The following is a 23,056-nucleotide window of genomic DNA, read 5'->3' on the forward strand; positions in this document are numbered from 1 at the left end:
CGATGGCAAGTGCCTTACGGCGCTTGTGTATCACGGCATAAAATCAACACATCTGATAATGACTGAAACTCAAGAGTGTCGAGCTTAGCCCTTCAATACCCGCGCCAACGTCGACTTCACTTTGCCCATCCCGTCATGCAATGCCTGTTCGATCTCAGCCATGGTAATCACCGCTGTCGACTTGCCCGCCGCCGGATTCACCACCAGCGCCAGACAGGCGTAATCCAGTTCCAGCTCACGCGCCAATGCGGCCTCCGGCATCCCGGTCATGCCGACGATGTCGCAACCGTCACGCTCCAGTCTCGCGATTTCAGCGACCGTTTCCAGACGCGGCCCCTGGGTGCAGGCGTAAACGCCATGGCTGCTGTAGCCAACGCCTTCAGCCGCCAACGCCGCGATCAATTGCTGACGCAGGGGTTCGCTGTAGGGATAGCTGAAGTCGATGTGTGTAACCTGTTCCAGGTCATCGGCAAAATAAGTGTGTTCGCGACCGCTGGTGTAGTCGATCAATTGATGCGGCACGCAGAAATGCCCGGTGCCCATCGCGGCATGAATCCCGCCCACGGCGTTGACCGCGAGAATCGCTTCGGCACCGGCCTGCTTCAAGGCCCACAGATTGGCACGGTAGTTCACCTGATGCGGAGGGAAGCGGTGTGGGTGGCCGTGACGTGCGAGAAACAGCACTTCCTTGCCGGCGTATTCACCGATCTGCACCTCGGCCGAAGGCGCGCCGTAAGGGGTGTCCACCGCCAATGATTGACGAATGCTCAAGCCTTCGAGTTGAGTCAGGCCGGTGCCACCGATAATCGCGTAAACCGTCATAACGAAAAGTCCTTAATCAATCAATTGAGCTTCTTTGAGCGCGCCGACGGCCGTCAGCCAGCGCGGGTCTTGACGGTATTCGGTGTTGGCGTACGCCTGCCCACGCATCCGCGCGATACGCGCCGAAGGTTTGACCTTCAACCGCTGGGCGGCACTCAAAGCCAACTCGGCAGCCGCGCGGTCGTTGCACACCAGGCCCATGTCGCAACCGGCGGTCAATGCCGCTTCGATGCGACTGGCGGCATCGCCAACCACGTGCGCACCGGCCATCGACAGGTCGTCACTGAAGATCACGCCATCGAACTGCAGCTCGCCGCGCAGGATGTCCTGCAACCAGCGACGGGAGAAACCGGCAGGCTGGGAATCGACTTGTGGATAAATAACGTGGGCCGGCATGACGGCGGCCAATTGCTTGCTCAATCGCGCGAACGGCACCAGGTCGTTGGCGCGAATCTCGTCGAGGCTGCGCTCGTCGTTGGGAATCGCAACGTGGGAATCGGCCTCGGCCCAGCCATGACCGGGGAAATGCTTGCCGGTGGCAGCCATCCCGGCGCTGTTCATACCGCGGATGAACGCCCCCGCGAGCAAGGCAGCGCGCTCGGGATCACCTTCGAACGAGCGGGTGCCAACCACCGCACTGCGCTGGTAATCCAGGTCCAGTACCGGGGCGAAGCTCAGGTCGAGACCGACTGCGAGCACTTCGGTCGCCATGATCCAGCCGCACTGCTCGGCCAGGTATTCGGCATTCGGGTTGTCGGCGATGGCGCGCATGGCGGGCAGTCGCACGAAGCCCTGACGCAGTCGCTGAACCCGACCGCCCTCCTGGTCCACCGCCAGCAGCAGATCAGGACGAATGGCGCGGATCGCGGCGCTCAACTCACGCACCTGACGCGGGTGTTCGATGTTGCGGGCAAAAATGATCAGGCCGCCCACTTCGGGCTGGCGCAACAATTGGCGATCTTCAGACGTCAGCCAGGTACCGGCGACGTCCACCATCAACGAGCCTTGCAGGCCAGCAGTCATGGAAATTCCTTGATTACGATAAACCCGGCTCGCACGAATTCGCCGCCATGGGCTGAGCCCGGCAGGTCGGCGATATCAATGAGGGGGTTCAAAACGAGAGTCGGCATGGGCGGCTAGCTTAGCGGATGTCAGCTGCCGCGCCCACCCGTGTGCGGTTAAACCTTGGCGGCCACCGGGGTCGATTTGCTGCGTGGACGCAACTGCGCGGTGGCCATGGCGGTGTCGGTGACGCCGGTTTCGGCACGCATGCCCGCGGCCAGGAATGGCACCATCAGACGCATCACCTGCTCGATGGAAGTGTTGACACCGAAATCGGTCTCGGCAATCGCGCGCAAGGCCTTGATCCCCGACATGCTGAACGCCGCGGCACCGAGCATGAAGTGCACGCGCCAGAACAGTTCGATCGGAGGAATGCGTGGCGCGGCTTCGTTGACCAGCATCATGTAGCGGCGGAAAACCTTGCCGTACATGTCTTCCAGATAACGACGCAAGTGGCCTTGGCTCTGACTGAAAGCCAGCCCCAGCAAACGCATGAAGATGGACAGGTCGTTTCCGCTGCGTGGCTGCACCACCAAGGCTTGCTCGACGAGGATCTCCAGCAGCTCTTCAAGGGTCGGTTTGTTCTCGGGTTTGGCCTGACGGCGCTCCAGCTCTTTATCGAGACTGAGGCAGAACGGCCCGAGAAAACGCGAGAAGACCGCTTGAATCAGCGCCTTCTTCGATCCGAAGTGATAGTTCACCGCCGCCAGATTGACACCAGCCTTGCTGGTGATCAGACGCAACGAGGTTTCAGCGAAACCTTTTTCCGCGAACAATTGCTCGGCAGCATCGAGAATGCGTTCAACGGTTTCCGACTGGGCCATGGCTACTCCGCCTGACAAACACTTGTTTGAAACATACGTTTCAGCCCAGGCCTTGTCAAGTCTGGCGGTTCGTTTTGGGAATGGTCGGTCAGCTATTTAACCATACAACACTGGCGCTTCAATCGGCGAGCTGAATGACCGTCCAGCGGCCGGCAAAAAAAGGGGCATTGCCAAGACCGGTTCACTGTATATAATCCCAGTCACTGTATAAAAAGACAGAGCGATCAATATGCTAAAGCTGACGCCACGCCAAGCAGAGATTCTGGCCTTCATCAAACGCTGCCTCGAAGACAACGGCTACCCGCCGACCCGCGCGGAAATCGCTCAGGAACTGGGCTTCAAGTCGCCCAACGCGGCGGAAGAACACCTCAAGGCACTGGCCCGCAAGGGCGCGATCGAGATGACCCCAGGCGCCTCCCGTGGCATTCGCATCCCCGGCTTCGAAGCCAAGGCCGACGAGTCTACCTTGCCGATCATCGGCCGAGTGGCAGCGGGCGCTCCGATCCTCGCCCAGCAGCACATCGAAGAATCCTGCAACATCAACCCTTCGTTCTTCCACCCTCGCGCTGACTATCTGTTGCGGGTCCATGGCATGAGCATGAAGGACGTCGGCATTTTCGACGGAGATCTGCTGGCCGTCCATACCACCCGTGAAGCCCGTAACGGTCAGATCGTGGTGGCGCGGATCGGCGACGAAGTGACCGTCAAGCGCTTCAAGCGCGACGGCAGCAAGGTCTGGCTGATTGCCGAAAACCCTGAATTCGCCCCTATCGAAGTCAACCTGAAAGATCAGGAACTGGTGATCGAAGGCTTGAGCGTCGGCGTGATTCGCCGCTAAAGGAGGCTTTATGCAGTTCCCACACACTTCACAGCAAGCCCAACTCCCGCTGTTCGAGGCGTTCATGGCGCAGCCGCTGGCGCCGATCCTGAAAGACGTGGTCGAGTCGCCCTGGAGCGCCGAGCCCGAAGTCTTCAGCGAGCTGTCATTGCGTGGCGCGGCCGGGAACTGCCTGAACCTTCTGGCACCCATCCTCAGGGAACTGAGTCAGGATCAGGACGCTCGCTGGCTGACTCTGATCGCCCCGCCCGCCAGCCTGACCCAGGCCTGGCTGCGAGACGCCGGCCTGAACCGTGAACGCATCCTGCTGCTGCAACCACGCGGCACACAGAGCGCCCAGCAGCTGACCTGTGAAGCCTTGCGACTTGGCCGCAGCCATACGGTCGTCAGCTGGCTAAACCCGTTGAGCACATCGTCGCGGCAACAGCTGATCAGCGCCGCCCGTACCGGGGATGCGCAAAGTCTGAATATTCGACTGGGTTAACTGACAAAACACTGTTTGCGCTGAACAGCGCGGGGCTTCTCCAAGGATAGAGAAGCCGATCTGTAGAGGTATCCGCAAAATCCGACGGGCGGGATCAATGAAGAACCCGTGGCCCCTCTTCCTTATCAAATTCGCCTTCAACAAGGCGCCCTGCCATCTGAACACCGACGCTCAACATCGCCTTGGCGACTTCCACGTGCTGGCCTTGCAGGAAAGCCTTGGCATCCTCGGAGAAATCCAAAGTAACCAGAGAACCCTCGTCCTCAGCCCTACGCAGCTCGATTCGGCCGTCTGGTAACTCGACAATTTCTAGAAAGGACGTTGGCATAAAGGACTGTTCTCCACGAAAGGCGGGGATTATATAGGCATCGGCCAAGCTTCGCTCGGGATCTTGACCAAATGCCATCACGAAGAGAAATTTCTGACATCACGCTTTCTTGAGCGAACCATTCGCCAAACACTCAATCCTTCAGCACTCGTTCAGCCCTTCGCGAAACCGGATCGCCAGGCTTTTCAAATTCTGGCGCCAGCTCTCCAGTTCTTCCCGGCTCAGTTCTTCAGGCGCCTCTTCTTCGTCCAGATTGACCGCCAGAATGAGCGGCTGCGTCACATCGCCCTTGGGCTTGTGTGGAGCACGAGGCGGCTGAAACAGTGCGGCATAAGCCGACAGCAGTTTGGCCAGCCAGGTTTCAGGGTTTTGCGCCAACTCGACCATCTCGGCCATTTCCGGAATAGCGATGGTTTCGAGCACTTCGCGGGTCAGCAGCATCTCTGCCCGCGGCGCATTAGCCTGAGGCAAGCGATAGAAACCGGCGATTTCATGGCACAGCCCCAATAGCGCTCCGTACAGGTGAAACAACGCCGATTCGCGCCCGGCCTGAATCAGCGCCAGGGAGTTCATCGCCCGCCCCTCTTCGGCCTTGGCGAGCGCTTCCAGCGACAGGCCGGCGAAATAAATTTTCTGGTTGGTACGGGTATAGAGTTCGTGGGCCATGACGGCAGCCTCCACAACGAAATAATTGCTTCACGCAGGTCTGACAGTGTCGTGGATCACCCAAGCTCACCGCAAGCCCAAAACAAAAAGGCCGCATGAAAACCCGAGGGTTGTCATGCGGCCTTTTTATGTACAGCGGCTTTTAAGCCTTGGCTGCTGGACGCTTGTCTTCAACCGTCCACTTGCCGCCATCGTAATACGCTTTCCAACCAGTCGGCTTACCGTCGACTTCCGTCTGCACGTATTGCTCTTTGGTCTTGCGGCTGTAACGGATCACGGCGGGTAGACCGTCAGGATCTTTCTTCGGCGCTTCGCAGAGGAAGTGGTACTTCGGATCGATCTCATCCTTGTGCGGCACGATCTCGACGACCAATGGCGCACGGGTCTCGCGGTTTTTCGGGAACTGGCTGGCCGCCAGGAACAGGCCGGAAGCACCGTCACGCAGGATGTAGGTGTCGTTGACCTTTTCGCATTTGAGCTCAGGCATCTTCACCGGATCCATCTTCGGCGGCGCCGCATCACCACTTTTCAGCAGCTTGCGGGTGTTCTTGCAGGTTGCGTTGGTGCAACCGAAGAACTTGCCGAAACGGCCGGTCTTGAGCTGCATCTCGCTACCGCACTTGTCGCACTCCAGGCTCGGACCTTCGTAACCCTTGATGCGGTAAGTGCCCTCTTCGATCTCGTAACCTGCGCAATCCGGGTTGTTACCGCAGATGTGCAGCTTGCGCTTCTCGTCGAGCAGATAAGCATCCATCGCCGTGCTGCAGATCGGGCAACGGTGCTTGCCGCGCAGAACCAGCGACTCCGACTCACCCTCGTCGTCCGCAGCGATTTCGTCGCCCGGAACCAGATTGACGGTGGCCTTGCAGCGTTCTTTCGGCGGCAGGCTGTAGCCCGAGCAACCGAGGAACACGCCGGTCGATGCAGTACGAATCTGCATCGGACGACCACACACCACACAAGGAATATCAGTCATCACCGGCTGGTTGGCGCGCATGCCGCCTTCGGCGCTTTCGGCCACTTCGAGTTTCTTCTTGAAGTCGCCGTAGAACTCGTCGAGCACGTTTTTCCAGTCGCGCTCGCCCTGAGCCACGTCATCGAGATTCTCTTCCATGCCGGCGGTGAAGCCGTAGTCCATGAGATTGGAGAAGCTCTCGGCGAGACGCTCGGTGACGATGTCGCCCATCTTTTCCGAATAGAAACGACGGTTGTGCAGCGCCACGTAGCCGCGGTCCTGGATGGTCGAAATGATCGCTGCGTAGGTCGAAGGACGACCGATGCCGCGTTTTTCCATTTCCTTTACCAGGCTCGCTTCCGAGTAACGCGCCGGCGGCTTGGTGAAGTGCTGGGTCGGATCAAGCTTGATCAGCTTCATCGCGTCGCCCTGGGCCATGTCCGGCAGCACGTCGTCATCGCCAGGCTTGGTGATTTGCGGCATGACGCGGGTGTAACCGTCGAACTTCAGGATGCGGCCCTTGGCGCGCAACTCGAAGTCACCGGCACCGACGGTGACCGTGGTCGACAGGTATTGGGCCGGCAGCATCTGGCAGGCGAGGAACTGGCGCCAGATCAGCTCGTAAAGCCGCTCGGCATCACGCTCCATGCCCGACAGCTTGCTTGGCTCGGTATTGGCGTCGGACGGACGAATCGCTTCGTGAGCCTCTTGCGCGCCTTCTTTGCTGCTATAGACGTTCGGGGTTTCCGGCAGGTACTTCTTGCCGAATTCGCCTTCAATATAAGTACGCGCCATCGTCACGGCATCGGCCGAGAGGTTGGTGGAGTCGGTACGCATATAAGTGATGTAGCCGGCTTCGTACAGACGCTGGGCCATCATCATGGTTTTCTTCACACCGAAGCCCAGGCGGTTACTCGCGGCCTGCTGCAGGGTGGAGGTGATGAACGGTGCCGACGGCTTGCTGCTGGTCGGTTTGTCTTCGCGCTTGACGATGCTGTAGCTGGAAGCCTTGAGCTTCTCCAGCGCGACCATGGCCTGGGTTTCGTTGAGCGGCTTGAAGGCCTCGCCTTTCTCGCGAGCCACGTCGAAGCGCACAGTCGCGCCCTTGGCGGTGCCGAGGTCGGCGTGAACTTCCCAGTACTCTTCCGGGTTGAACGCGCGGATTTCACGCTCACGCTCGACCACCAGCTTCACGGCAACCGATTGCACGCGACCGGCGGACAGGCCACGGGCGACCTTCGCCCACAGCAGCGGCGAAACCATGTAACCCACCACGCGGTCGAGGAAGCGACGCGCCTGCTGAGCGTTTACGCGATCGATGTCCAGCTCGCCCGGTTGGGAGAAAGCTTCCTGGATCGCTTTTTTGGTGATTTCGTTGAACACCACGCGCTTGTAGCGGCTGTCGTCACCACCGATGGCTTCGCGCAGGTGCCAGGCAATGGCTTCCCCCTCGCGATCCAAGTCGGTTGCGAGATAGATGGTGTCAGCATCTTTGGCGAGCCGGCGCAGCTCTTCGATAACCTTTTCCTTGCCTGGGAGGATCTCGTACTTGGCTTTCCAGCCATGATCGGGATCGACACCCATGCGCGAGACCAGCTGCTTGCGCGCTTTCTCTTTCGGCGTGAGCACCGGACCTTCACCTGCGGCGGCCTTGCCACGCTTGGCGGCAGGCTCTTTGCTGGCGCTAGCCGAACCGCTGGTGGGCAGGTCTCGGATATGGCCGATACTCGACTTCACCACGTATTGGTTACCCAGATACTTGTTGATGGTCTTGGCCTTAGCCGGGGATTCCACAATGACCAGCGATTTGCCCATGGATCAGAAAATTCCTGAATTCTAGAAGTGAAAGGCGGTTGGCGCCTGACGCGGCACCGCTATATATAGTGGCTACAAGGTGAGGTCAAGCGCAGGGTTCTGCGCGCACTCCCCTTATGGCTGCGGAAAAATGCTCGGTTCAGCTTGCACCAAAGCAAAGCGTGGCACCTGTTCGCCGTCAACCTCGACCGACTCCAGGAACATGCTCAAGGGGCGTACCCAAAAGCCGTAATCGCCATACAGGGCTTGGTAGAAGACCACTTCTTCTTCGGTCTCCGAATGCCGCGCAACACTGAATACGCGGTACTGCGGACCTTTGTAATGCTGGTAGAGCCCAGGTTGTATCGGCATGCTTTGGCCCTCACTCAAATCTTTTCAAAATAAAAACAAAAATAAATCCGGAAAAACAAAAACCGGGGCACATGGCCCCGGCTTCCATCGACGAAACGCTTAAACGCGTTCGAAGACGGTGGAGATGCCTTGGCCGAGACCAATGCACATGGTAGCCACCCCGAAGGTGCCGCCATTCTGCTTCATCACGTTCAGCAAGGTGCCCGAAATACGTGCACCGGAGCAACCGAACGGGTGACCCAGGGCGATCGCGCCGCCGTGCAGGTTAACCTTCTCGTTCATCTTGTCGAGCACTTTCAAATCTTTCAGCACTGGCAGGGCCTGTGCGGCGAAAGCTTCGTTGAGCTCGAAGAAGTCGATATCGTTGATGCCAAGGCCCGCGCGCTTCAATGCTTTCTGCGTTGCCGGTACTGGACCATAGCCCATGATCGCAGGGTCCACACCTGCCACTGCCATCGAACGAATCACCGCCAGCGGCTGGATGCCCAGGTCCTGGGCACGCTGTGCCGACATCACGATCATGCACGAAGCACCGTCGGTGATCTGCGACGAAGTACCAGCGGTCACGGTGCCGCCCTTCGGGTTAAACGCTGGCTTCAGAGCCGCCAGGCTTTCCAGAGTGGTTTCCGGACGAATGGTTTCGTCGTAGTCGAACAGTTTCAGGAAACCGTTCTCGTCGTAGCCCTGCATCGGGATGATTTCGTCCTTGAACTTGCCTTCCACGGTCGCCTTGTGGGCGAGTTGGTGGGAGCGCACGCCAAAGGCGTCCTGCTGTTCGCGAGTAATGCCGTGCATTTTGCCGAGCATTTCTGCGGTCAGGCCCATCATGCCCGAGGCTTTCGCCGCGTACAGGGACATGTGTGGGTTCGGATCGACACCGTGCATCATGCTCACATGACCCATATGCTCGACGCCGCCAACGACGAACACGTCACCGTTGCCGGTCATGATTGCTTGCGCGGCAGTGTGCAGCGCACTCATCGACGAGCCACACAGACGGCTGACGGTCTGGCCGGCCGAGGTGTGCGGGATCTGAGTCATCAGGGACGCCATGCGGGCGATGTTCCAGCCCTGCTCCAGGGTCTGGTTAACGCAGCCCCAGATCACGTCTTCGACTTCGCTCGGGTCGACCTTGACGTTGCGTTCCAGCAATTTGCTGATCAGGTGTGCCGACATGTCTTCGGCGCGGGTGTTGCGGTGCATGCCGCCCTTGGAGCGGCCCATCGGCGTACGACCGAAGTCGACAATCACGACGTCTCTAGGATTCAAGCTCATATACTTTCACTCTCGCTCTAGTGTGGGCGCTTAACCGAAGAAGCTCTGACCGTTCTTGGCCATTTCACGCAGCTTCGCGGTCGGGTGGTACAGCGCGCCCAAATCAGCGTACTGGTCAGCCAGGGCAACGAACTCTGCAACACCGATCGAATCGATGTAGCGCAGCGCACCGCCACGGAATGGAGGGAAACCAATACCGTAGACCAGACCCATATCGGCTTCGGCGGCGGTTTCGACGATGCCGTCTTCCAGGCAGCGCACGGTTTCCAGGCACAGCGGGATCATCATCCAGTTGATGATGTCTTCGTCAGTGACTTCGAGCTGTTGGAAAACGATCGGCTTGAGCACTTCCAGCACCGACGGATCGGCGACTTTCTTCTGCTTGCCGCGCTTGTCGGTCTCGTAGGCGTAGAAGCCCTTGCCATTTTTCTGGCCCAGGCGCTTGGCTTCGTAGAGCACGTCGACAGCCGAACGGCGATCGTCCTTCATTCGATCCGGGAAGCCTTCAGCCATGACGTCACGACCGTGGTGGCCGGTGTCGATGCCGACCACGTCCATCAGGTAGGCCGGGCCCATCGGCCAGCCGAATTTTTCCATGACCTTGTCGATGCGGACGAAGTCCACACCGGCGCTGACCAGCTTGGCGAAACCGCCGAAGTACGGGAACAGCACGCGGTTTACCAGGAAGCCCGGGCAGTCGTTGACGACGATCGGGTTCTTGCCCATTTTCTTGGCGTAGGCAACGGTGGTGGCAACGGCCACTTCGCTGGACTTCTCGCCACGGATCACTTCAACCAGCGGCATCATGTGCACCGGGTTGAAGAAGTGCATGCCGACGAAATTTTCCGGACGCTTGAGGGCTTTGGCCAGCAAGGTGATGGAAATGGTCGAGGTGTTGGACGCCAGAATGGTGTCCTCTTTGACCTTGTCTTCGACTTCGGCCAGAACGGCTTGCTTGACCTTCGGGTTCTCGACAACGGCTTCGACCACCAGGTCGACGTGACCGAAATCGCCGTAGGACAGGGTCGGACGAATGCCGTTGAGTACTTCGGCCATCTTCGCCGGGGTCATGCGACCTTTATCAACGCGACCAACCAGCAGCTTGGCGGCTTCAGCCAGACCTTGCTCGATACCGTGCTCGTTGATGTCCTTCATCAGGATCGGCGTGCCTTTGGAGGCCGACTGATAAGCGATACCGCCACCCATGATGCCGGCGCCCAATACGGCGGCCTGCTTCACTTCCTTGGCGATTTCGTCGTAGGCCTTGGCCTTTTTCTTCAGTTCCTGATCGTTCAGGAACAGACCGATCAAGCTCTGTGCGGCAGAGGTCTTGGCCAGCTTGACGAAACCGGCGGCTTCAACTTCCAGGGCCTTGTCGCGACCGAAGTTCGCGGCTTTCTGGATGGTCTTGATCGCTTCGACCGGCGCCGGGTAATTCGGGCCCGCCTGGCCGGCCACGAAACCTTTGGCGGTTTCAAACGACATCATTTGTTCGATGGCGTTGAGCTTGAGTTTTTCAAGCTTCGGCTGGCGCTTGGCCTTGTAGTCAAACTTGCCGGAGATGGCGCCCTTGATCAGGTTCAGCGCCGCTTCGTGCAATTTCTGTGAGTCGACCACGGCGTCGACGGCACCGACTTTCAGTGCGTCTTCAGCGCGGTTTTCCTTACCGGCGGCAATCCACTCGATGGCGTTGTCGGCACCGATGATGCGCGGCAGGCGTACGGTGCCGCCGAAGCCTGGGTAGATGCCCAGCTTGACTTCCGGCAGACCGATTTTGGCAGTGCTGGCCATGACGCGGAAATCCGCCGCCAGGCACATTTCCAGACCGCCGCCCAGTGCGATGCCATTGATCGCGGCGACAGTCGGGACGTTGAGGTCTTCGAAATCGCTGAAAATCTTGTTGGCTTCGAGGTTGCCAGCAACAAGCTCGGCATCCGGCAGCTTGAAGTTGTCGACGAATTCGGTGATGTCGGCGCCGACGATGAACACGTCCTTGCCACTGCTGACGATCACACCCTTGATCGAAGCATCTGCCTTGATGGTGTCTACAGCCTGACGCAGTTCGTTCAGGGTAAGACGGTTGAACTTGTTGACGGACTCACCCTTGAGGTCGAACTTCAGTTCGACGATGCCACTTTCAAGAGCCTTAACCGTGATGGCTTTACCTTCGTAAATCATCAACTGATCTCCACGATATGGAAGCTGAACAGTACACGTCGGACGCAGGCGACTGGCTCGGCAGGGACGTTTATCGTCAATGCTAACGCCAACTCACCCGGCACACCCGCCAACGCGATAGTCGGGATTCTGTAGGAGCAGTCTGTAATACAAACGCTCAATTCATACGCCCGTTTGATTTGGGTATGTCACCTTCACGGAATTTCCGGCAATTGTCAATCGCCCAAAATACTGGTTGAAACGCGACTTTCCGGTCACTTCCGTACCACGAAGCCCTGCAACACGCTGATGCATGTGAGGCCATTCATAGAATCAATAGTTAGAAAAGTCGCCCTAATTCGCGGCAGCCTGTGTTTAACAAGCTACGCTGGCGGGACCCTGAAGAAAAAATTTGAACGCTTTTGACGAATGCCCAGCGTAAGATCTGTGCCACAAAGAATTACCGGCCTGCCTGGCCAACCCCAGCCCGATGATGATGTCGGGCTTTTTATTGCCCTTTGTAGCAGCTGCCGAGCCTGCGAGGCTGCGTTCGGCGACGAAGTCGTCGTAAACCCTTAGCACGCGATTAGCCTGATATCCCACGGTGCCTGATTTACGACTGCTTCGCAGCCGGACGCAGCCTCGCAGGCTCGGCAGCTGCTACAGATCGGGGTTCAGGCGAGTGCTTTGAGCGTAGCGTCGATCTGTTGCAGAACCTCGGCTTCGCCCTTCTCGCCCCAATACAGGGCAATCATTTGCTTGTCTGCTTCGACCTTGTAGACGTTGGCTGGCAATTTTTCGAAATGATTCAGCAGCACTCCATCCTCGCAGACTTCCTGCCACTGATTGACCCACACCCCCGGCGCCTTCTGCCAATAGCTCCAGCACGCCGGCTGAGTGCCACGGCGCGGTCGGTGGTACTGGGCGCAAGGGCTCGGCGGCTCCTGGCTCAGCCAGTGCGGCCACTCCTGGGGCGCTAATTGCATGGCAAGGCCAATGCGTCGCGCCTCCATGCGCAGGGCCATGCGACCGCTCTGGACACGAGACGGTCGCAACCAGGCCAGCGGGCTCAGCACCACCAGCAGGATTGACACCACTATCCAGACCGTCATATCTGTACTCCCGATTCTTGATGAGCCCATTGAGTCACTTTGAAACCAATGCGCTTGAAACCAGCCATACTTACCAATATTGCAATCCTCAGGAGGAGCACCTCATGCCCTACCACCATATTCTGGTCGCTGTAGATCTAACCGAAGAGTGCGATCCTGTAATCCACCGCGCCCGCGAACTTTCGGTGAGCAATGGCGCAAAGCTGTCCCTGGTGCATATCGTCGAGCCGATGGCCATGGCCTTTGGCGGCGACGTGCCGATGGACCTTTCCCAGTTGCAGCAGCAACAGTTCGATCAGGCCAAGGAGCGCCTTGAGCGGTTGATCCTGAAATACCCGGAGCTCTCCAAGGAATACAGCCACTTGACCTACGGCCAGCCGCGCCAGGAGATTCACCATCTCGCCAAGGAGCAAACGTGCGACCTGATCGTGGTGGGCAGCCATGGCCGACATGGCCTGGCACTGTTGCTCGGCTCCACCGCCAATGACGTGCTGCACGGCGCGCCTTGCGATGTACTTGCCGTGCGCCTGCAAAAAAGCTGACAACAAGCAACAATAAAACCCTTACGAAAAGCCCGGCATTCACGCGAGTGAAGCCGGGCTTTTTTATAGCCGGATCAATCAGGCATCCAGCTCGGCCCAGCGCTCGACCATCACGTCGAGTTCAGCCTGCAACTGCTCAAGCTGAGCGATCACAGCAGCCGTCTCGGCAGGAGGACGCTGATAGAAGCCGGCATCCGCCATCTGCGCTTCAACCACCGCGATCTGCTGCTCCATGGCTTCGATCTGGCCAGGCAAGGCTTCCAGCTCACGCTGCAACTTGTAGCTGAGCTTCTTTTTCGCCACCGGCGCTAGCGTTTCCACTGCAGCCACCGGCGCAGGTTCGGCCGTCACGACAGCCGAGTTCAAGTCGGCCTTGCCGGACTTGCTCTCGGTCACGCCCAGCAGGCGCGGCGAGCCGCCCTGACGCAGCCAGTCCTGATAACCGCCGACGTATTCGCGAACCTTGCCTTCACCTTCGAAGACCAGGGTGCTGGTGACCACGTTGTCGAGGAATGCCCGGTCGTGGCTGACCATCAGCACAGTGCCGTTGAAGGTCAGCAAGACCTCTTCCAGCAGCTCGAGGGTTTCCACGTCAAGGTCGTTGGTCGGTTCGTCGAGCACCAGCAGGTTCGCCGGTTTGCTGAACAGTTTGGCCAGCAGCAGACGCGCTCGCTCACCACCGGACAGCGCCTTGACCGGCGTGCGGGCACGCTGCGGGCTGAACAGGAAGTCGCCGAGGTAGCTCAGCACGTGACGGCTCTGGCCATCGATATCGATGAAGTCGCGACCTTCGGCCACGTTGTCGATCACGGTCTTTTCCAGGTCCAGCTGATGGCGCAACTGGTCGAAGTAGGCCACGTCGATGCGCGTCCCCTCTTCCACTGTGCCGCTGGTCGGTTGCAGACCGCTGAGCATCAGCTTCAACAGCGTGGTCTTGCCGGTGCCGTTGGCGCCGAGCAGACCGATGCGGTCGCCGCGCTGCAGGACCATCGAGAAATCCTTGATCAGGAACGGGCCGCCCGGGTGAGCGAAACTCACGTTCTCGAGCACCATCACCTGCTTGCCGGATTTGTCGGCGGTATCGAGCTGAATGTTGGCCTTGCCGGTACGCTCACGACGCTCGCTACGCTCGACGCGCAGGGCTTTCAGTGCACGGACACGGCCTTCGTTACGGGTGCGACGCGCCTTGATGCCCTGGCGGATCCAGACTTCTTCCTGGGCCAGTTTTTTGTCGAACAGCGCGTTGGCGGTTTCTTCAGCGGCCAGTGTGGCCTCTTTGTGCACGAGGAAGCTGGCGTAATCGCCGTTCCAGTCGATCAGGCCGCCGCGATCCAGTTCCAGGATACGGGTTGCAAGGTTCTGCAGGAATGAACGGTCGTGCGTGATGAACAGCACGGCGCCCTGGAAATCCTTCAGCGCTTCTTCAAGCCAGGCGATGGCACCGATGTCCAGGTGGTTGGTCGGTTCGTCGAGCAGCAGCAGATCCGGTTCGGAAACCAAGGCCTGTGCGAGCAGGACGCGACGACGCCAGCCGCCGGACAATTCGGCGAGGGTCTTGTCGGCAGGCAACTGCAGACGGCTCAAGGTGCTGTCGACCAGTTGCTGCAAGCGCCAGCCATCGCGGGCTTCGAGGTCGTGCTGGACGTGCATCAGTTTGTCCAGATCGGCGTCGGTGACGATGTTCTGGCTCAGATGGTGATATTCGGCAAGCAACGCACCAACGCCGTCGAGGCCTTCGGCGACCACGTCGAACACGGTCCGCTCGTCGGCTACCGGCAATTCTTGCGGCAATTCGCCAATCTTGAGGCCGGGCGCGCGCCAAACGGAGCCATCGTCAGGCTTCTGGTCGCCCTTGACGAGCTTCATCATGCTGGACTTGCCAGTGCCGTTGCGGCCGATGATGCACACCCGCTCACCACGGGCGATCTGCCAGGACACCTTGTCCAACAACGGCATAGCGCCGAAAGCAAGGGACACATCGCTGAATTTGAGCAGGGTCATGAGCTTCTCCAAAAACCGGGCGCGCATTCTACCTGACTTGAGGCTACAGAAGGCCGGCAATTTCAATGTCGAAGCACTCTGCACAACAATTGTTGCGAACTTATGCTGGCATGTCGGCAAAGCTTTCACCCGTTACTGGCAAAAGGCTAAGCTACAGATAATTAGGTGCCGCTCTTACCGGCACTTGTCATGATTTTTCTGCCCGGATGCCTCATGCGCAGTCGCCTTTTCAGTCTTTTTTCGTGTTTGCTTCTTACAGCTGCTGCCGTTCAATCCGCCCAGGCGGTAGACCTGTCTACCCAGCGCCAGTATTACGACGAAGCCAAGCGTGCCTTGGCCAAGGGCGATTCCGGCCCTTATTTCCGTTATAGCCAGGCGCTCAGCGATTACCCGCTGACCCCCTACCTGGCCTATGACGAACTGACCGCGCGGCTGAAAACCGCAAGCAATGCCGAAATCGAGAACTTCCTCGCCGAACACGGTGACCTGCCGCAAGCCAACTGGATGAAATTGCGCTGGTTGCGCTGGCTGGCCGAACGCGGCGATTGGGAAACGTTCGTCAGATATTATGACCCCAAGCTCAATTTCACCGAACTGGACTGCCTGAACGCGCAGTATCAGATCAGCCATAACCGTAAGGCCGAAGGCTACGCCAACGCCGACAAGCTCTGGCTGAGCGGCAAAACCCGGCCCGAGGCATGCGATGCAGCGTTCGGCATGTGGGCCGCCGATGGTCAACTGACTGAACAGAAACGCTGGGAACGCACCAAGCTCGCCGCCCAGGCCAGCAACTACCCGCTGGCCAACAGCCTGATCAATGGCCTGACGACCCTCGCCCCGCGCGGTCGCCTGCTGGTGGATGTGGCGCAGAAACCCGAACTGCTGAATCAGCCATCGCGCTTCATCCCGGCCGATGAGCCGATGTCCGATATCGTCAGCCTTGGCCTGCGCCGCCTGGCCCGTCAGGATCCGGACCGGGCCATGGCCCTGCTCGACGGCTACGCCAGCAGCATGCACTTCTCCCGGGACGAAAAAGTCGCGATCGCCCGGGAAATCGGACTGACCCTCGCTCGACGTTTCGACAGCCGCGCGCTGGACGTGATGACCAAATACGACCCGGAACTGCGGGACAACACCGTTTCGGAATGGCGCTTGCGCCTGCTGTTGCGTCTGGCCCGCTGGGACGACGCCTATCAGTTGACCCGCCGCCTGCCTCAGGACCTGGCCACCACCAACCGCTGGCGTTACTGGCAGGCACGCACCCTGGAGTTGGCGCAGCCACAGAATCCGCAAGCGCAAACGCTTTACAAGGGCCTGGCTCGCGAGCGCGACTTTTACGGCTTCCTGGCGGCCGATCGCTCGCAGTCTCCCTATTCGCTGATCAACAAACCGCTGGTGCTCAGCCAGGCGCTGATCAACAAGGTGCGCAATACCCCAGGTGTGCGCCGTGCGCTGGAGTTCCATGCACGCGGGCAGATCGTCGACGGCCGACGCGAGTGGTACCACGTCAGCCAGCATTTCAGTCGAGACGAAATGGTCGCCCAGGCGAAACTGGCCTATGACCTGAAATGGTATTTCCCAGCAATCCGCACCATCAGTAAAGCGCAGTACTGGGACGACCTGGACATCCGCTTCCCGATGGCCCACCGCGAAACCCTGGTGCGTGAAGCCAAGGTCCGTGGCCTGCACTCGAGCTGGGTGTTCGCCATCACTCGCCAGGAAAGCGCCTTCATGGACGACGCCCGTTCCGGCGTCGGCGCCAGCGGCCTGATGCAACTGATGCCAGTCACCGCCAAGGAAACCGCGCGCAAGTTCAGCATTCCCCTGGCCTCGCCGCAGCAAGTGCTCGATCCGGACAAAAACATCCAGCTCGGCGCCGCTTATCTGAGCCAGGTCCATAGCCAGTTCAACGGCAACCGCGTCCTCGCCTCCGCCGCCTACAACGCCGGCCCCGGCCGCGTGCGTCAATGGCTGCGCGGCGCCGACCACCTGAGCTTCGATGTGTGGGTGGAAAGCATCCCGTTCGACGAAACCCGCCAGTACGTGCAGAACGTGCTGTCGTATTCGGTGATCTACGGCCAGAAACTCAATTCACCGCAGCCGCTGGTGGATTGGCATGAGCGTTACTTTGACGATCAATGAGCCTGCTTTGAAACGCTGACAAAAATGCCCGCATCGATTGATGCGGGCATTTTTTATGGTGCTCTACTTGGTCGGTTACTTAGTCGGTTACTTGGTCGGTTGGGGCATGGAGCCCATCACTAAACTGCAACGCCGCCAATCGCGCATACAACGCATTGCTCGCAATCAACTCCTGATGCGTCCCCACTGCCACCAGTTTCCCTTGGTCCATCACGGCAATCCTGTCAGTGTTTTTCACCGTGGCCAGTCGATGGGCGATGACCAGCGTGGTGCGGTTTTTCATCAGGCTGGGCAGGGCTTGCTGGATCAGGTGCTCGCTCTGGGCATCGAGGGCGCTGGTGGCTTCGTCGAGCAACAGGATCGGCGCGTCCACCAGCAGCGCCCGGGCGATGGCCAGGCGCTGGCGTTGCCCGCCGGACAAACCGAGACCCGCATCGCCGAGGTGGGTCTGGTAACCGTTAGGCATTTGCTCGATGAAGTCGTGGGCGTAGGCGATTTTCGCGGCTTCCTGGACCTGGGCCGAAGTCGCCGTCGGGTGGCCGTAGCGAATGTTCTCTTCGATGCTGCCGAAGAACAGCGCCGGGGTTTGCGAGACGAGGGCGAAGCAGCGGCGCAGGTCCAGAGGATCGAGTTGGGTCAGCGGCACACCGTCCAGCAGGATGCGTCCTTCAGCGGGGTCGTAAAAGCGCAACAGCAGGTCATACACCGTCGATTTGCCGGCACCGGACGGCCCGACCAAGGCAAGGGTTTCGCCGGCGTTGATGGTCAGACTCAAGCCATCGACAGCATAGCTTTCAGGACGCGACGGGTAGGAAAAGCGCACATCGCGCAGCACTAGATCGCCCATCACCCGTTCAGGCAACGTCACCAGACCTTGGGTCGGTGGCTGGATGATGTTTTCCGAACGCAACAGCTCGGCAATCCGTTCCGCCGCCCCCGCTGCTCGCTGCAGTTCGCCGATCACTTCACTCAATGTGCCGAAGGCGCCACCGACGATCAGGCTGTAAAAGACGAACGCTGCCAGCTCACCCGCGGAAATCCGCCCGGCGATGACATCCATGCCGCCAACCCAGAGCATCACCCCGACCGCGCCCAACACCAGCAGGATCACCAGGGTAATCAACCAGGCTCGCTGGAAGATGCGCTTGCGGGCGGTATTGAAAGCCTCTTCCACGGTCGCAGCAAAACGCTGCTCGTCCTGCACCTGATGGTTGTAGGCCTGCACGGTTTTGATCTGACTCAGGGTTTCGGACACATAACTGCCGATATCGGCAACCCGGTCCTGGCTCTGTCGCGACAGGGTGCGCACCCGGCGACCAAAAATCAGGATCGGTGCGACCACCAGCGGCAATGCGATCACCACGATGCTGGTCAGCTTGGGGTTGGTGATAAACAGCAAGACAATCCCGCCGATCACCATCAACCCGTTACGCAGGAACAGCGACAACGAAGAACCAATCACCGATTGCAGCAGCGTGGTATCGGCGGTCAGCCGGGACTGGATCTCGGAGCTGCGGTTGTCTTCATAGAAGCCTGGATGCAGGTAGACCAGGTGGTTGAACACCCGACGGCGGATGTCCGCGACAACGCGCTCGCCGATCCACGACACCAGGTAAAACCGCACAAAGGTGCCGATCGCCAGACCGATCACCAGCAGCATGAACAGGCCGATGGATTGATTGAGCAAATGCGGTGACTGGGTCATGAACCCCTGATCCACCAGCAGGCGAATCCCCTGCCCCATGGACAAGGTGATGCCGGCAGTGACAATCAACGCCAGCAAGGCGCCGAAGGCCGGCCAGCGATAAGGTGTGATGAAACGGCTGGCCAGGCGAATGGCGCGGCGGTGACGGGCAGAGAGCATGAAGATCATCCGAAGGCGTAACCCATGGCTTTGACCCGATCAAGCCTACACTGCTCAATCGGATTGAACGCTGTAAATCACAATGAGTCGGGTTAATTATGACCGCCAAGACTAGTGGCTAGATATTATTGGTCTAAAGTCCGGGTGGAAACGTCAGGGTATTTCTGATGGACTGAAGATGCCGACCTGAAAGATCGCAGGGAATTGTCACAGCCCGGTCACCTGGCGGTTTTACAGTAAGCGCACAACCTGATGAGGAGACAGGCCATGTCCTTGCAAAACAGCAGCGATGGCAAGATTCCAGTGATCCGCACGCAGCCAGACCAGTCTCTGGGGTGCTCGATTATTGATGAGGAAGGGCGTGAAGTACCGATCACTGAAAGCATGATCCAGGACGCTTGCCGCGAACTGGAAAAGCGATTGGTCAAGCCTGCCGAACAAAAGTGATATAGCCACCGTCTTCTTGACCCGGCCCTGTTGGCCGGGTTTTTTATGGGTGCCTGTTTTGTGTGGCCTTCGGCAGCTCCTACAGGGATCCGGTCAGTTTCTTTAGACCGAGGTTGCCCCCAAGGCCGCCACAATTTGCTGCAACACCGGCGAATCCCCTTCGATCCGCACTTTCAACCCATCGATCTCACGTCGCAGCGGGTAATGCTTGCGCAGCGCATCGAACGCCGCACGCTGCTCGCTCACATTGTCTACAAGGCTGCGGCGGAAATCCGCGTCGTCGCGGCGCGGGTCGTACACGCCACGGCACAACATCGCCAGCGCCCAGGCCGGATCGGTGTCGGCGTTCAACGTCACCGCCGACAGCCATGGTGCTGGCAGCAAGTCGCTCAGGCTGACCTGTTCCGGTTGCCCAAGGAATTCGCAAAACGCCTGATAGATCTGCGCCGTCCCGCGCTGTTTGCCGTCGAGGCTGTAGCCGGCAATGTGCGGCGTCGCGATGACACACAACTCCGCCAGCGCTACATCGACTTCAGGCTCAGCCTCCCAGACATCCAGCACCGCTTGCAGATCTTCACGTTGCAACAGCACCTGACGCAGGGCGACGTTGTCGATCACCGGGCCACGACTGGCGTTGATCAGCCAGGTGCCGGGTTTGAGTTGGTTTAAACGGTTTTTATCGAACAGATGCCAGGTTGCCTGAGGACCTTGTTTGTCCAGCGGCGTGTGCAGGCTGATGACGTCGCATTGCGCAATGATCTGCTCGAGGCTGACGTAATCGCCCCCTTCAGCGGCTTGCCGTGGCGGATCGCAAACCAGCACGTTCCAGCCAAGGCCTTGCAGAACCTTGACCAGCCGCCCCCCCACTTCACCGGCGCCGACCACGCCATAAGTGCGCTGAGTCAGGTCGACACCTTCGATTTCGGCCAGGGTCAGCAAGCTGCCCAGCACGTAATCGACCACACCCCGGGCATTGCAGCCTGGCGCGCTGGACCAGGTGATGCCGGCCTGCTGAAAGTAGTCCAGATCCAAATGATCGGTGCCGATGGTGCACGTGCCGACAAAGCGTACCTTGCTGCCTTCGAGCAATGCACGGTCGACGTTGGTCACCGAGCGCACCAGCAGCACATCGGCCTGCTCGACAGTGGCGCGGTCGATGGAACGTCCCGGCACTCGGCGGATTTCACCGAAGCTTTCAAAGAAAGCATCGAGCAGCGGGATATTTTCGTCGGCAACAATCAACATGGCAGGCTCCTTTGGCGGACCGGCAGTTTAGGCGCAGATTGAGGTGATGGGCCAGCAGGTATTACGCACCGCAAGTGCCCTCCTGTGGCGAGGGAGCTTGCTCCCGTCCGGCTGCGAAGCAGGCGCAAAGACTGATGCCGTGGTGTGTCTGAAGATAATGGGTAGCTGATTTTGGGGCTGCTGCGCAGCCCAGCGGGAGCAAGCTCCCTCGCCACAGGGAGTGGGGGATGCCCGTAAAGCTGATTACAAATCCGCAACACAGGATTTTTCCTGACCATTGCGTCAAGGCGTAGAATGCGCCGCCTCGCGCATCAAAATCCTTTGGACGTTTCGCCTTGAATTCCGTGACTGACCACACCGCCGCTATTTCCCTCAACCGCCCGGCCCGGGTTCGCCTGGAGCTGAAGAACCTGCTCGACCTGGCATTGCCGATCATGATCGCGCAACTGGCGACCACCGCCATGGGCTTCGTCGATGCGGTGATGGCGGGTCGGGTCGGGCCTCGCGATCTGGCGGCCGTCGCGCTCGGCAACTCGATCTGGGTGCCGGTGTTTCTGTTGATGACCGGTACGCTGCTGGCCACCACCCCGAAAGTCGCCCAGCGCTTCGGTGCCGGCACTCACAGTGAGATCGGCCCGATCGTGCGTCAGGCCTTGTGGCTGGCGCTGGTGGTGGGCTTGATGGCGACCGGCATGCTGTTCAGCGCCGAACCGATCCTGCACATCATGAAGGTCGACCCCGAGCTGATCGGCCCGTGCATGCAATACCTGCACGGCATCGCCAGCGGCCTGCCCGCCGTCGCGTTCTATCACGTATTGCGCTGCTTCAGCGATGGCCTGGGTCGCACGCGTCCGGCCATGGTCCTTGGTTTGTGCGGGCTGGCGCTGAACATTCCGCTCAATTACATCTTCATCTATGGCCACTTTGGTGTGCCGGCGATGGGCGGTGTCGGCTGCGGCTGGGCCACGGCGATCGTGATGTGGGTGATGGCACTAGGCATGGCCGGCTGGGAGCGCTGGGCGCCGGCCTATCAGTCGAGCCAATTGTTCAACCGTTTCGACTGGCCGCAATGGGCGGTGATCAAACGCCTGCTGGGCATTGGCCTGCCGATCGGCATCGCGGTGTTCGCCGAGTCGAGCATCTTCGCCGTGATCGCCCTGCTGATCGGCAGCCTCGGCGCCACTGTGGTCGCCGGGCACCAGATCGCCCTGAATTTCAGCTCGCTGGTGTTCATGATCCCCTACTCCCTCGGCATGGCCGTGACCGTGCGGGTCGGCCAGGCATTGGGCCGTGAAGAACCACGCGAAGCACGCTTCGCCGCCGGGGTCGGTATGGGCACGGCGCTGGCTTATGCGTGCCTGTCGGCGAGCCTGATGCTGTTGCTGCGTGAACCCATCGCCGCGATCTACACCGCCGACCCGACGGTGATTCACGTGGCCGCGATGCTGATTGTGTACTCGGCGCTGTTCCAGTTTTCCGATGCGATCCAGGTGACAGCGGCCGGCGCACTGCGCGGCTATCAAGACACGCGAGTGACGATGATCCTGACGCTGTTCGCTTATTGGGGCATCGGTTTGCCGGTGGGTTACGCCTTGGGCCTGACCGATTGGTTCGGCGCGCCGAGCGGCCCGAGCGGGCTGTGGCAGGGTTTGATCGTCGGCTTGAGTTGCGCGGCGCTGATGCTGTCGATCCGCCTGGCGCGCAGCGCACGCAAGCGGATCCGCATCAGTCATTCGGCCGGTTAAGCGAACACAAAAAAGAGCCTGCATATGCAGGCTCTTTTTTTGTGCCCGTTAAGCGAGCTTCTTGCGGATCCAGTACAGGTAGGTGCCAGCCTCTTCGTGCTGCGCCACCAACTCGTGATCGAGGAACACGCAGAACTTGGGAATGTCGCGACGGGTCGACGGGTCGGTGGCGATCACCTTCAGCAGGCCGCCGGGCACCAGGTCACGGATGTGCTGGTGCAGCATCATCACCGGTTCCGGGCAATTGAGGCCGGTGGCGTCGAGGGTGCCGTCGACCGGCGTATCGATCATTTCACTCATGGTTTACTCCTGAAACATGCCGGCATTGTCGCGCATTGCCGGGTGTCTAGTCACTGGCAGCTGATCGTTCCCACGCTCTGC

At 59.6% G+C, this 23,056-nt stretch carries 20 protein-coding genes; 6 read left to right on the top strand and 14 right to left on the bottom strand.

Going from position 1 to position 23,056, the window contains the following annotated elements; translation table 11 throughout:
* Nucleotides 1–84: 84 nt before the first annotated feature.
* The 3 genes from PMI21_RS27340 to PMI21_RS27330 form a co-directional block, all read right to left on the bottom strand.
* The gene (locus tag PMI21_RS27340; RefSeq protein ID WP_007933168.1) at nt 85–822 is read right to left on the bottom strand and encodes an S-methyl-5'-thioinosine phosphorylase; all 738 of its coding nucleotides are present in this window, start codon (nt 820–822) and stop codon (nt 85–87) included.
* Nucleotides 823–834: 12 nt separating this feature from the next.
* Nucleotides 835–1,833 carry a beta-N-acetylhexosaminidase gene (nagZ, locus tag PMI21_RS27335; RefSeq protein ID WP_177318265.1) on the bottom strand — a complete coding sequence of 333 codons (999 nt, stop codon included), beginning with the start codon at nt 1,831–1,833 and terminating at the stop codon, nt 835–837.
* 167 nt (nt 1,834–2,000) lie between these two features.
* The gene (locus PMI21_RS27330; protein WP_007933170.1) at nt 2,001–2,708 is read right to left on the bottom strand and encodes a TetR/AcrR family transcriptional regulator; all 708 of its coding nucleotides are present in this window, start codon (nt 2,706–2,708) and stop codon (nt 2,001–2,003) included.
* Between the two features lie 229 nt (nt 2,709–2,937).
* On the opposite strand from PMI21_RS27330, the gene lexA reads away from it, so the two are divergent.
* Nucleotides 2,938–3,546 (top strand): transcriptional repressor LexA, encoded by a 609-nt coding sequence (gene lexA / locus PMI21_RS27325; RefSeq protein WP_007933171.1) that lies wholly within the window; start codon nt 2,938–2,940, stop codon nt 3,544–3,546.
* Between the two features lie 10 nt (nt 3,547–3,556).
* Nucleotides 3,557–4,030, top strand: a complete 474-nt coding sequence (sulA, locus tag PMI21_RS27320) for an SOS-induced cell division inhibitor SulA (RefSeq protein WP_007933172.1) — start codon at nt 3,557–3,559, stop codon at nt 4,028–4,030.
* A gap of 94 nt (nt 4,031–4,124) precedes the next feature.
* On the opposite strand, the gene PMI21_RS27315 is transcribed toward sulA, so the two are convergent.
* From PMI21_RS27315 to PMI21_RS27285, 7 genes are all read right to left on the bottom strand, one after another.
* On the bottom strand, nt 4,125–4,358 hold the full coding sequence (locus tag PMI21_RS27315; protein ID WP_007933173.1) for a hypothetical protein: 234 nt from the start codon (nt 4,356–4,358) through the stop codon (nt 4,125–4,127).
* A 141-nt stretch (nt 4,359–4,499) separates the two neighbouring features.
* Nucleotides 4,500–5,024, bottom strand: a complete 525-nt coding sequence (locus PMI21_RS27310) for a DUF6586 family protein (RefSeq protein ID WP_007933174.1) — start codon at nt 5,022–5,024, stop codon at nt 4,500–4,502.
* 142 nt (nt 5,025–5,166) lie between these two features.
* Complete coding sequence (gene topA, locus PMI21_RS27305; protein WP_007933178.1) at nt 5,167–7,794, bottom strand: type I DNA topoisomerase; 2,628 nt, start codon at nt 7,792–7,794, stop codon at nt 5,167–5,169.
* A gap of 114 nt (nt 7,795–7,908) precedes the next feature.
* Nucleotides 7,909–8,145, bottom strand: coding sequence for a DUF1653 domain-containing protein (locus PMI21_RS27300; RefSeq protein WP_007933188.1), 237 nt, complete (start codon nt 8,143–8,145; stop codon nt 7,909–7,911).
* A 99-nt stretch (nt 8,146–8,244) separates the two neighbouring features.
* Complete coding sequence (gene fadA, locus PMI21_RS27295; protein WP_007933190.1) at nt 8,245–9,420, bottom strand: acetyl-CoA C-acyltransferase FadA; 1,176 nt, start codon at nt 9,418–9,420, stop codon at nt 8,245–8,247.
* A gap of 30 nt (nt 9,421–9,450) precedes the next feature.
* A complete protein-coding gene (gene fadB, locus PMI21_RS27290; protein WP_007933192.1) occupies nt 9,451–11,598 on the bottom strand; it encodes a fatty acid oxidation complex subunit alpha FadB in 2,148 nt (715 codons plus the stop codon).
* A gap of 653 nt (nt 11,599–12,251) precedes the next feature.
* Nucleotides 12,252–12,689 carry a hypothetical protein gene (locus PMI21_RS27285; RefSeq protein ID WP_007933194.1) on the bottom strand — a complete coding sequence of 146 codons (438 nt, stop codon included), beginning with the start codon at nt 12,687–12,689 and terminating at the stop codon, nt 12,252–12,254.
* A 104-nt stretch (nt 12,690–12,793) separates the two neighbouring features.
* Here PMI21_RS27285 and PMI21_RS27280 point away from each other — a divergent pair, with 104 nt between their 5' ends.
* Nucleotides 12,794–13,231, top strand: coding sequence for a universal stress protein (locus tag PMI21_RS27280; RefSeq protein ID WP_007933196.1), 438 nt, complete (start codon nt 12,794–12,796; stop codon nt 13,229–13,231).
* 78 nt (nt 13,232–13,309) lie between these two features.
* Here PMI21_RS27280 and PMI21_RS27275 read toward each other — a convergent pair whose 3' ends face one another.
* A complete protein-coding gene (locus PMI21_RS27275) occupies nt 13,310–15,232 on the bottom strand; it encodes an ATP-binding cassette domain-containing protein (RefSeq protein WP_007933199.1) in 1,923 nt (640 codons plus the stop codon).
* Between the two features lie 213 nt (nt 15,233–15,445).
* Here PMI21_RS27275 and PMI21_RS27270 point away from each other — a divergent pair, with 213 nt between their 5' ends.
* Nucleotides 15,446–17,374, top strand: a complete 1,929-nt coding sequence (locus PMI21_RS27270; RefSeq protein WP_007933209.1) for a transglycosylase SLT domain-containing protein — start codon at nt 15,446–15,448, stop codon at nt 17,372–17,374.
* A gap of 79 nt (nt 17,375–17,453) precedes the next feature.
* Here the strand turns inward: PMI21_RS27270 and PMI21_RS27265 are convergent, their stop codons facing one another.
* Nucleotides 17,454–19,238 carry an ABC transporter transmembrane domain-containing protein gene (locus PMI21_RS27265; protein WP_007933210.1) on the bottom strand — a complete coding sequence of 595 codons (1,785 nt, stop codon included), beginning with the start codon at nt 19,236–19,238 and terminating at the stop codon, nt 17,454–17,456.
* A 267-nt stretch (nt 19,239–19,505) separates the two neighbouring features.
* Here PMI21_RS27265 and PMI21_RS27260 point away from each other — a divergent pair, with 267 nt between their 5' ends.
* A complete protein-coding gene (locus PMI21_RS27260) occupies nt 19,506–19,685 on the top strand; it encodes a PA1571 family protein (protein WP_007933211.1) in 180 nt (59 codons plus the stop codon).
* Nucleotides 19,686–19,787: 102 nt separating this feature from the next.
* On the opposite strand, the gene pdxB is transcribed toward PMI21_RS27260, so the two are convergent.
* On the bottom strand, nt 19,788–20,930 hold the full coding sequence (gene pdxB, locus PMI21_RS27255) for a 4-phosphoerythronate dehydrogenase PdxB (RefSeq protein ID WP_007933212.1): 1,143 nt from the start codon (nt 20,928–20,930) through the stop codon (nt 19,788–19,790).
* Between the two features lie 335 nt (nt 20,931–21,265).
* Here pdxB and PMI21_RS27250 point away from each other — a divergent pair, with 335 nt between their 5' ends.
* Entirely contained in the window at nt 21,266–22,675 is a 1,410-nt protein-coding gene (locus PMI21_RS27250) for an MATE family efflux transporter (protein WP_007933213.1), read from the top strand.
* A gap of 48 nt (nt 22,676–22,723) precedes the next feature.
* On the opposite strand, the gene tusA is transcribed toward PMI21_RS27250, so the two are convergent.
* A complete protein-coding gene (gene tusA, locus PMI21_RS27245; protein ID WP_007907805.1) occupies nt 22,724–22,975 on the bottom strand; it encodes a sulfurtransferase TusA in 252 nt (83 codons plus the stop codon).
* Nucleotides 22,976–23,056: the final 81 nt, after the last annotated feature.

Origin of the sequence: Pseudomonas sp. GM18 (assembly GCF_000282195.1) — a bacterium.
In the GTDB taxonomy this organism is placed as follows: Bacteria; Pseudomonadota; Gammaproteobacteria; order Pseudomonadales; family Pseudomonadaceae; genus Aquipseudomonas.

Coding starts and splice junctions, on each gene's coding strand:
- PMI21_RS27340 (WP_007933168.1), bottom strand. CDS start 822: ATGACGGTTTACGCGATTATCGGTGGCACCGGCCTGACTCAACTCGAA.
- PMI21_RS27330 (WP_007933170.1), bottom strand. CDS start 2,708: ATGGCCCAGTCGGAAACCGTTGAACGCATTCTCGATGCTGCCGAGCAA.
- lexA (WP_007933171.1), top strand. CDS start 2,938: ATGCTAAAGCTGACGCCACGCCAAGCAGAGATTCTGGCCTTCATCAAA.
- sulA (WP_007933172.1), top strand. CDS start 3,557: ATGCAGTTCCCACACACTTCACAGCAAGCCCAACTCCCGCTGTTCGAG.
- PMI21_RS27315 (WP_007933173.1), bottom strand. CDS start 4,358: ATGCCAACGTCCTTTCTAGAAATTGTCGAGTTACCAGACGGCCGAATC.
- PMI21_RS27310 (WP_007933174.1), bottom strand. CDS start 5,024: ATGGCCCACGAACTCTATACCCGTACCAACCAGAAAATTTATTTCGCC.
- topA (WP_007933178.1), bottom strand. CDS start 7,794: ATGGGCAAATCGCTGGTCATTGTGGAATCCCCGGCTAAGGCCAAGACC.
- PMI21_RS27300 (WP_007933188.1), bottom strand. CDS start 8,145: ATGCCGATACAACCTGGGCTCTACCAGCATTACAAAGGTCCGCAGTAC.
- fadA (WP_007933190.1), bottom strand. CDS start 9,420: ATGAGCTTGAATCCTAGAGACGTCGTGATTGTCGACTTCGGTCGTACG.
- fadB (WP_007933192.1), bottom strand. CDS start 11,598: ATGATTTACGAAGGTAAAGCCATCACGGTTAAGGCTCTTGAAAGTGGC.
- PMI21_RS27285 (WP_007933194.1), bottom strand. CDS start 12,689: ATGACGGTCTGGATAGTGGTGTCAATCCTGCTGGTGGTGCTGAGCCCG.
- PMI21_RS27280 (WP_007933196.1), top strand. CDS start 12,794: ATGCCCTACCACCATATTCTGGTCGCTGTAGATCTAACCGAAGAGTGC.
- PMI21_RS27275 (WP_007933199.1), bottom strand. CDS start 15,232: ATGACCCTGCTCAAATTCAGCGATGTGTCCCTTGCTTTCGGCGCTATG.
- PMI21_RS27270 (WP_007933209.1), top strand. CDS start 15,446: ATGCGCAGTCGCCTTTTCAGTCTTTTTTCGTGTTTGCTTCTTACAGCT.
- PMI21_RS27265 (WP_007933210.1), bottom strand. CDS start 19,238: ATGCTCTCTGCCCGTCACCGCCGCGCCATTCGCCTGGCCAGCCGTTTC.
- PMI21_RS27260 (WP_007933211.1), top strand. CDS start 19,506: ATGTCCTTGCAAAACAGCAGCGATGGCAAGATTCCAGTGATCCGCACG.
- pdxB (WP_007933212.1), bottom strand. CDS start 20,930: ATGTTGATTGTTGCCGACGAAAATATCCCGCTGCTCGATGCTTTCTTT.
- tusA (WP_007907805.1), bottom strand. CDS start 22,975: ATGAGTGAAATGATCGATACGCCGGTCGACGGCACCCTCGACGCCACC.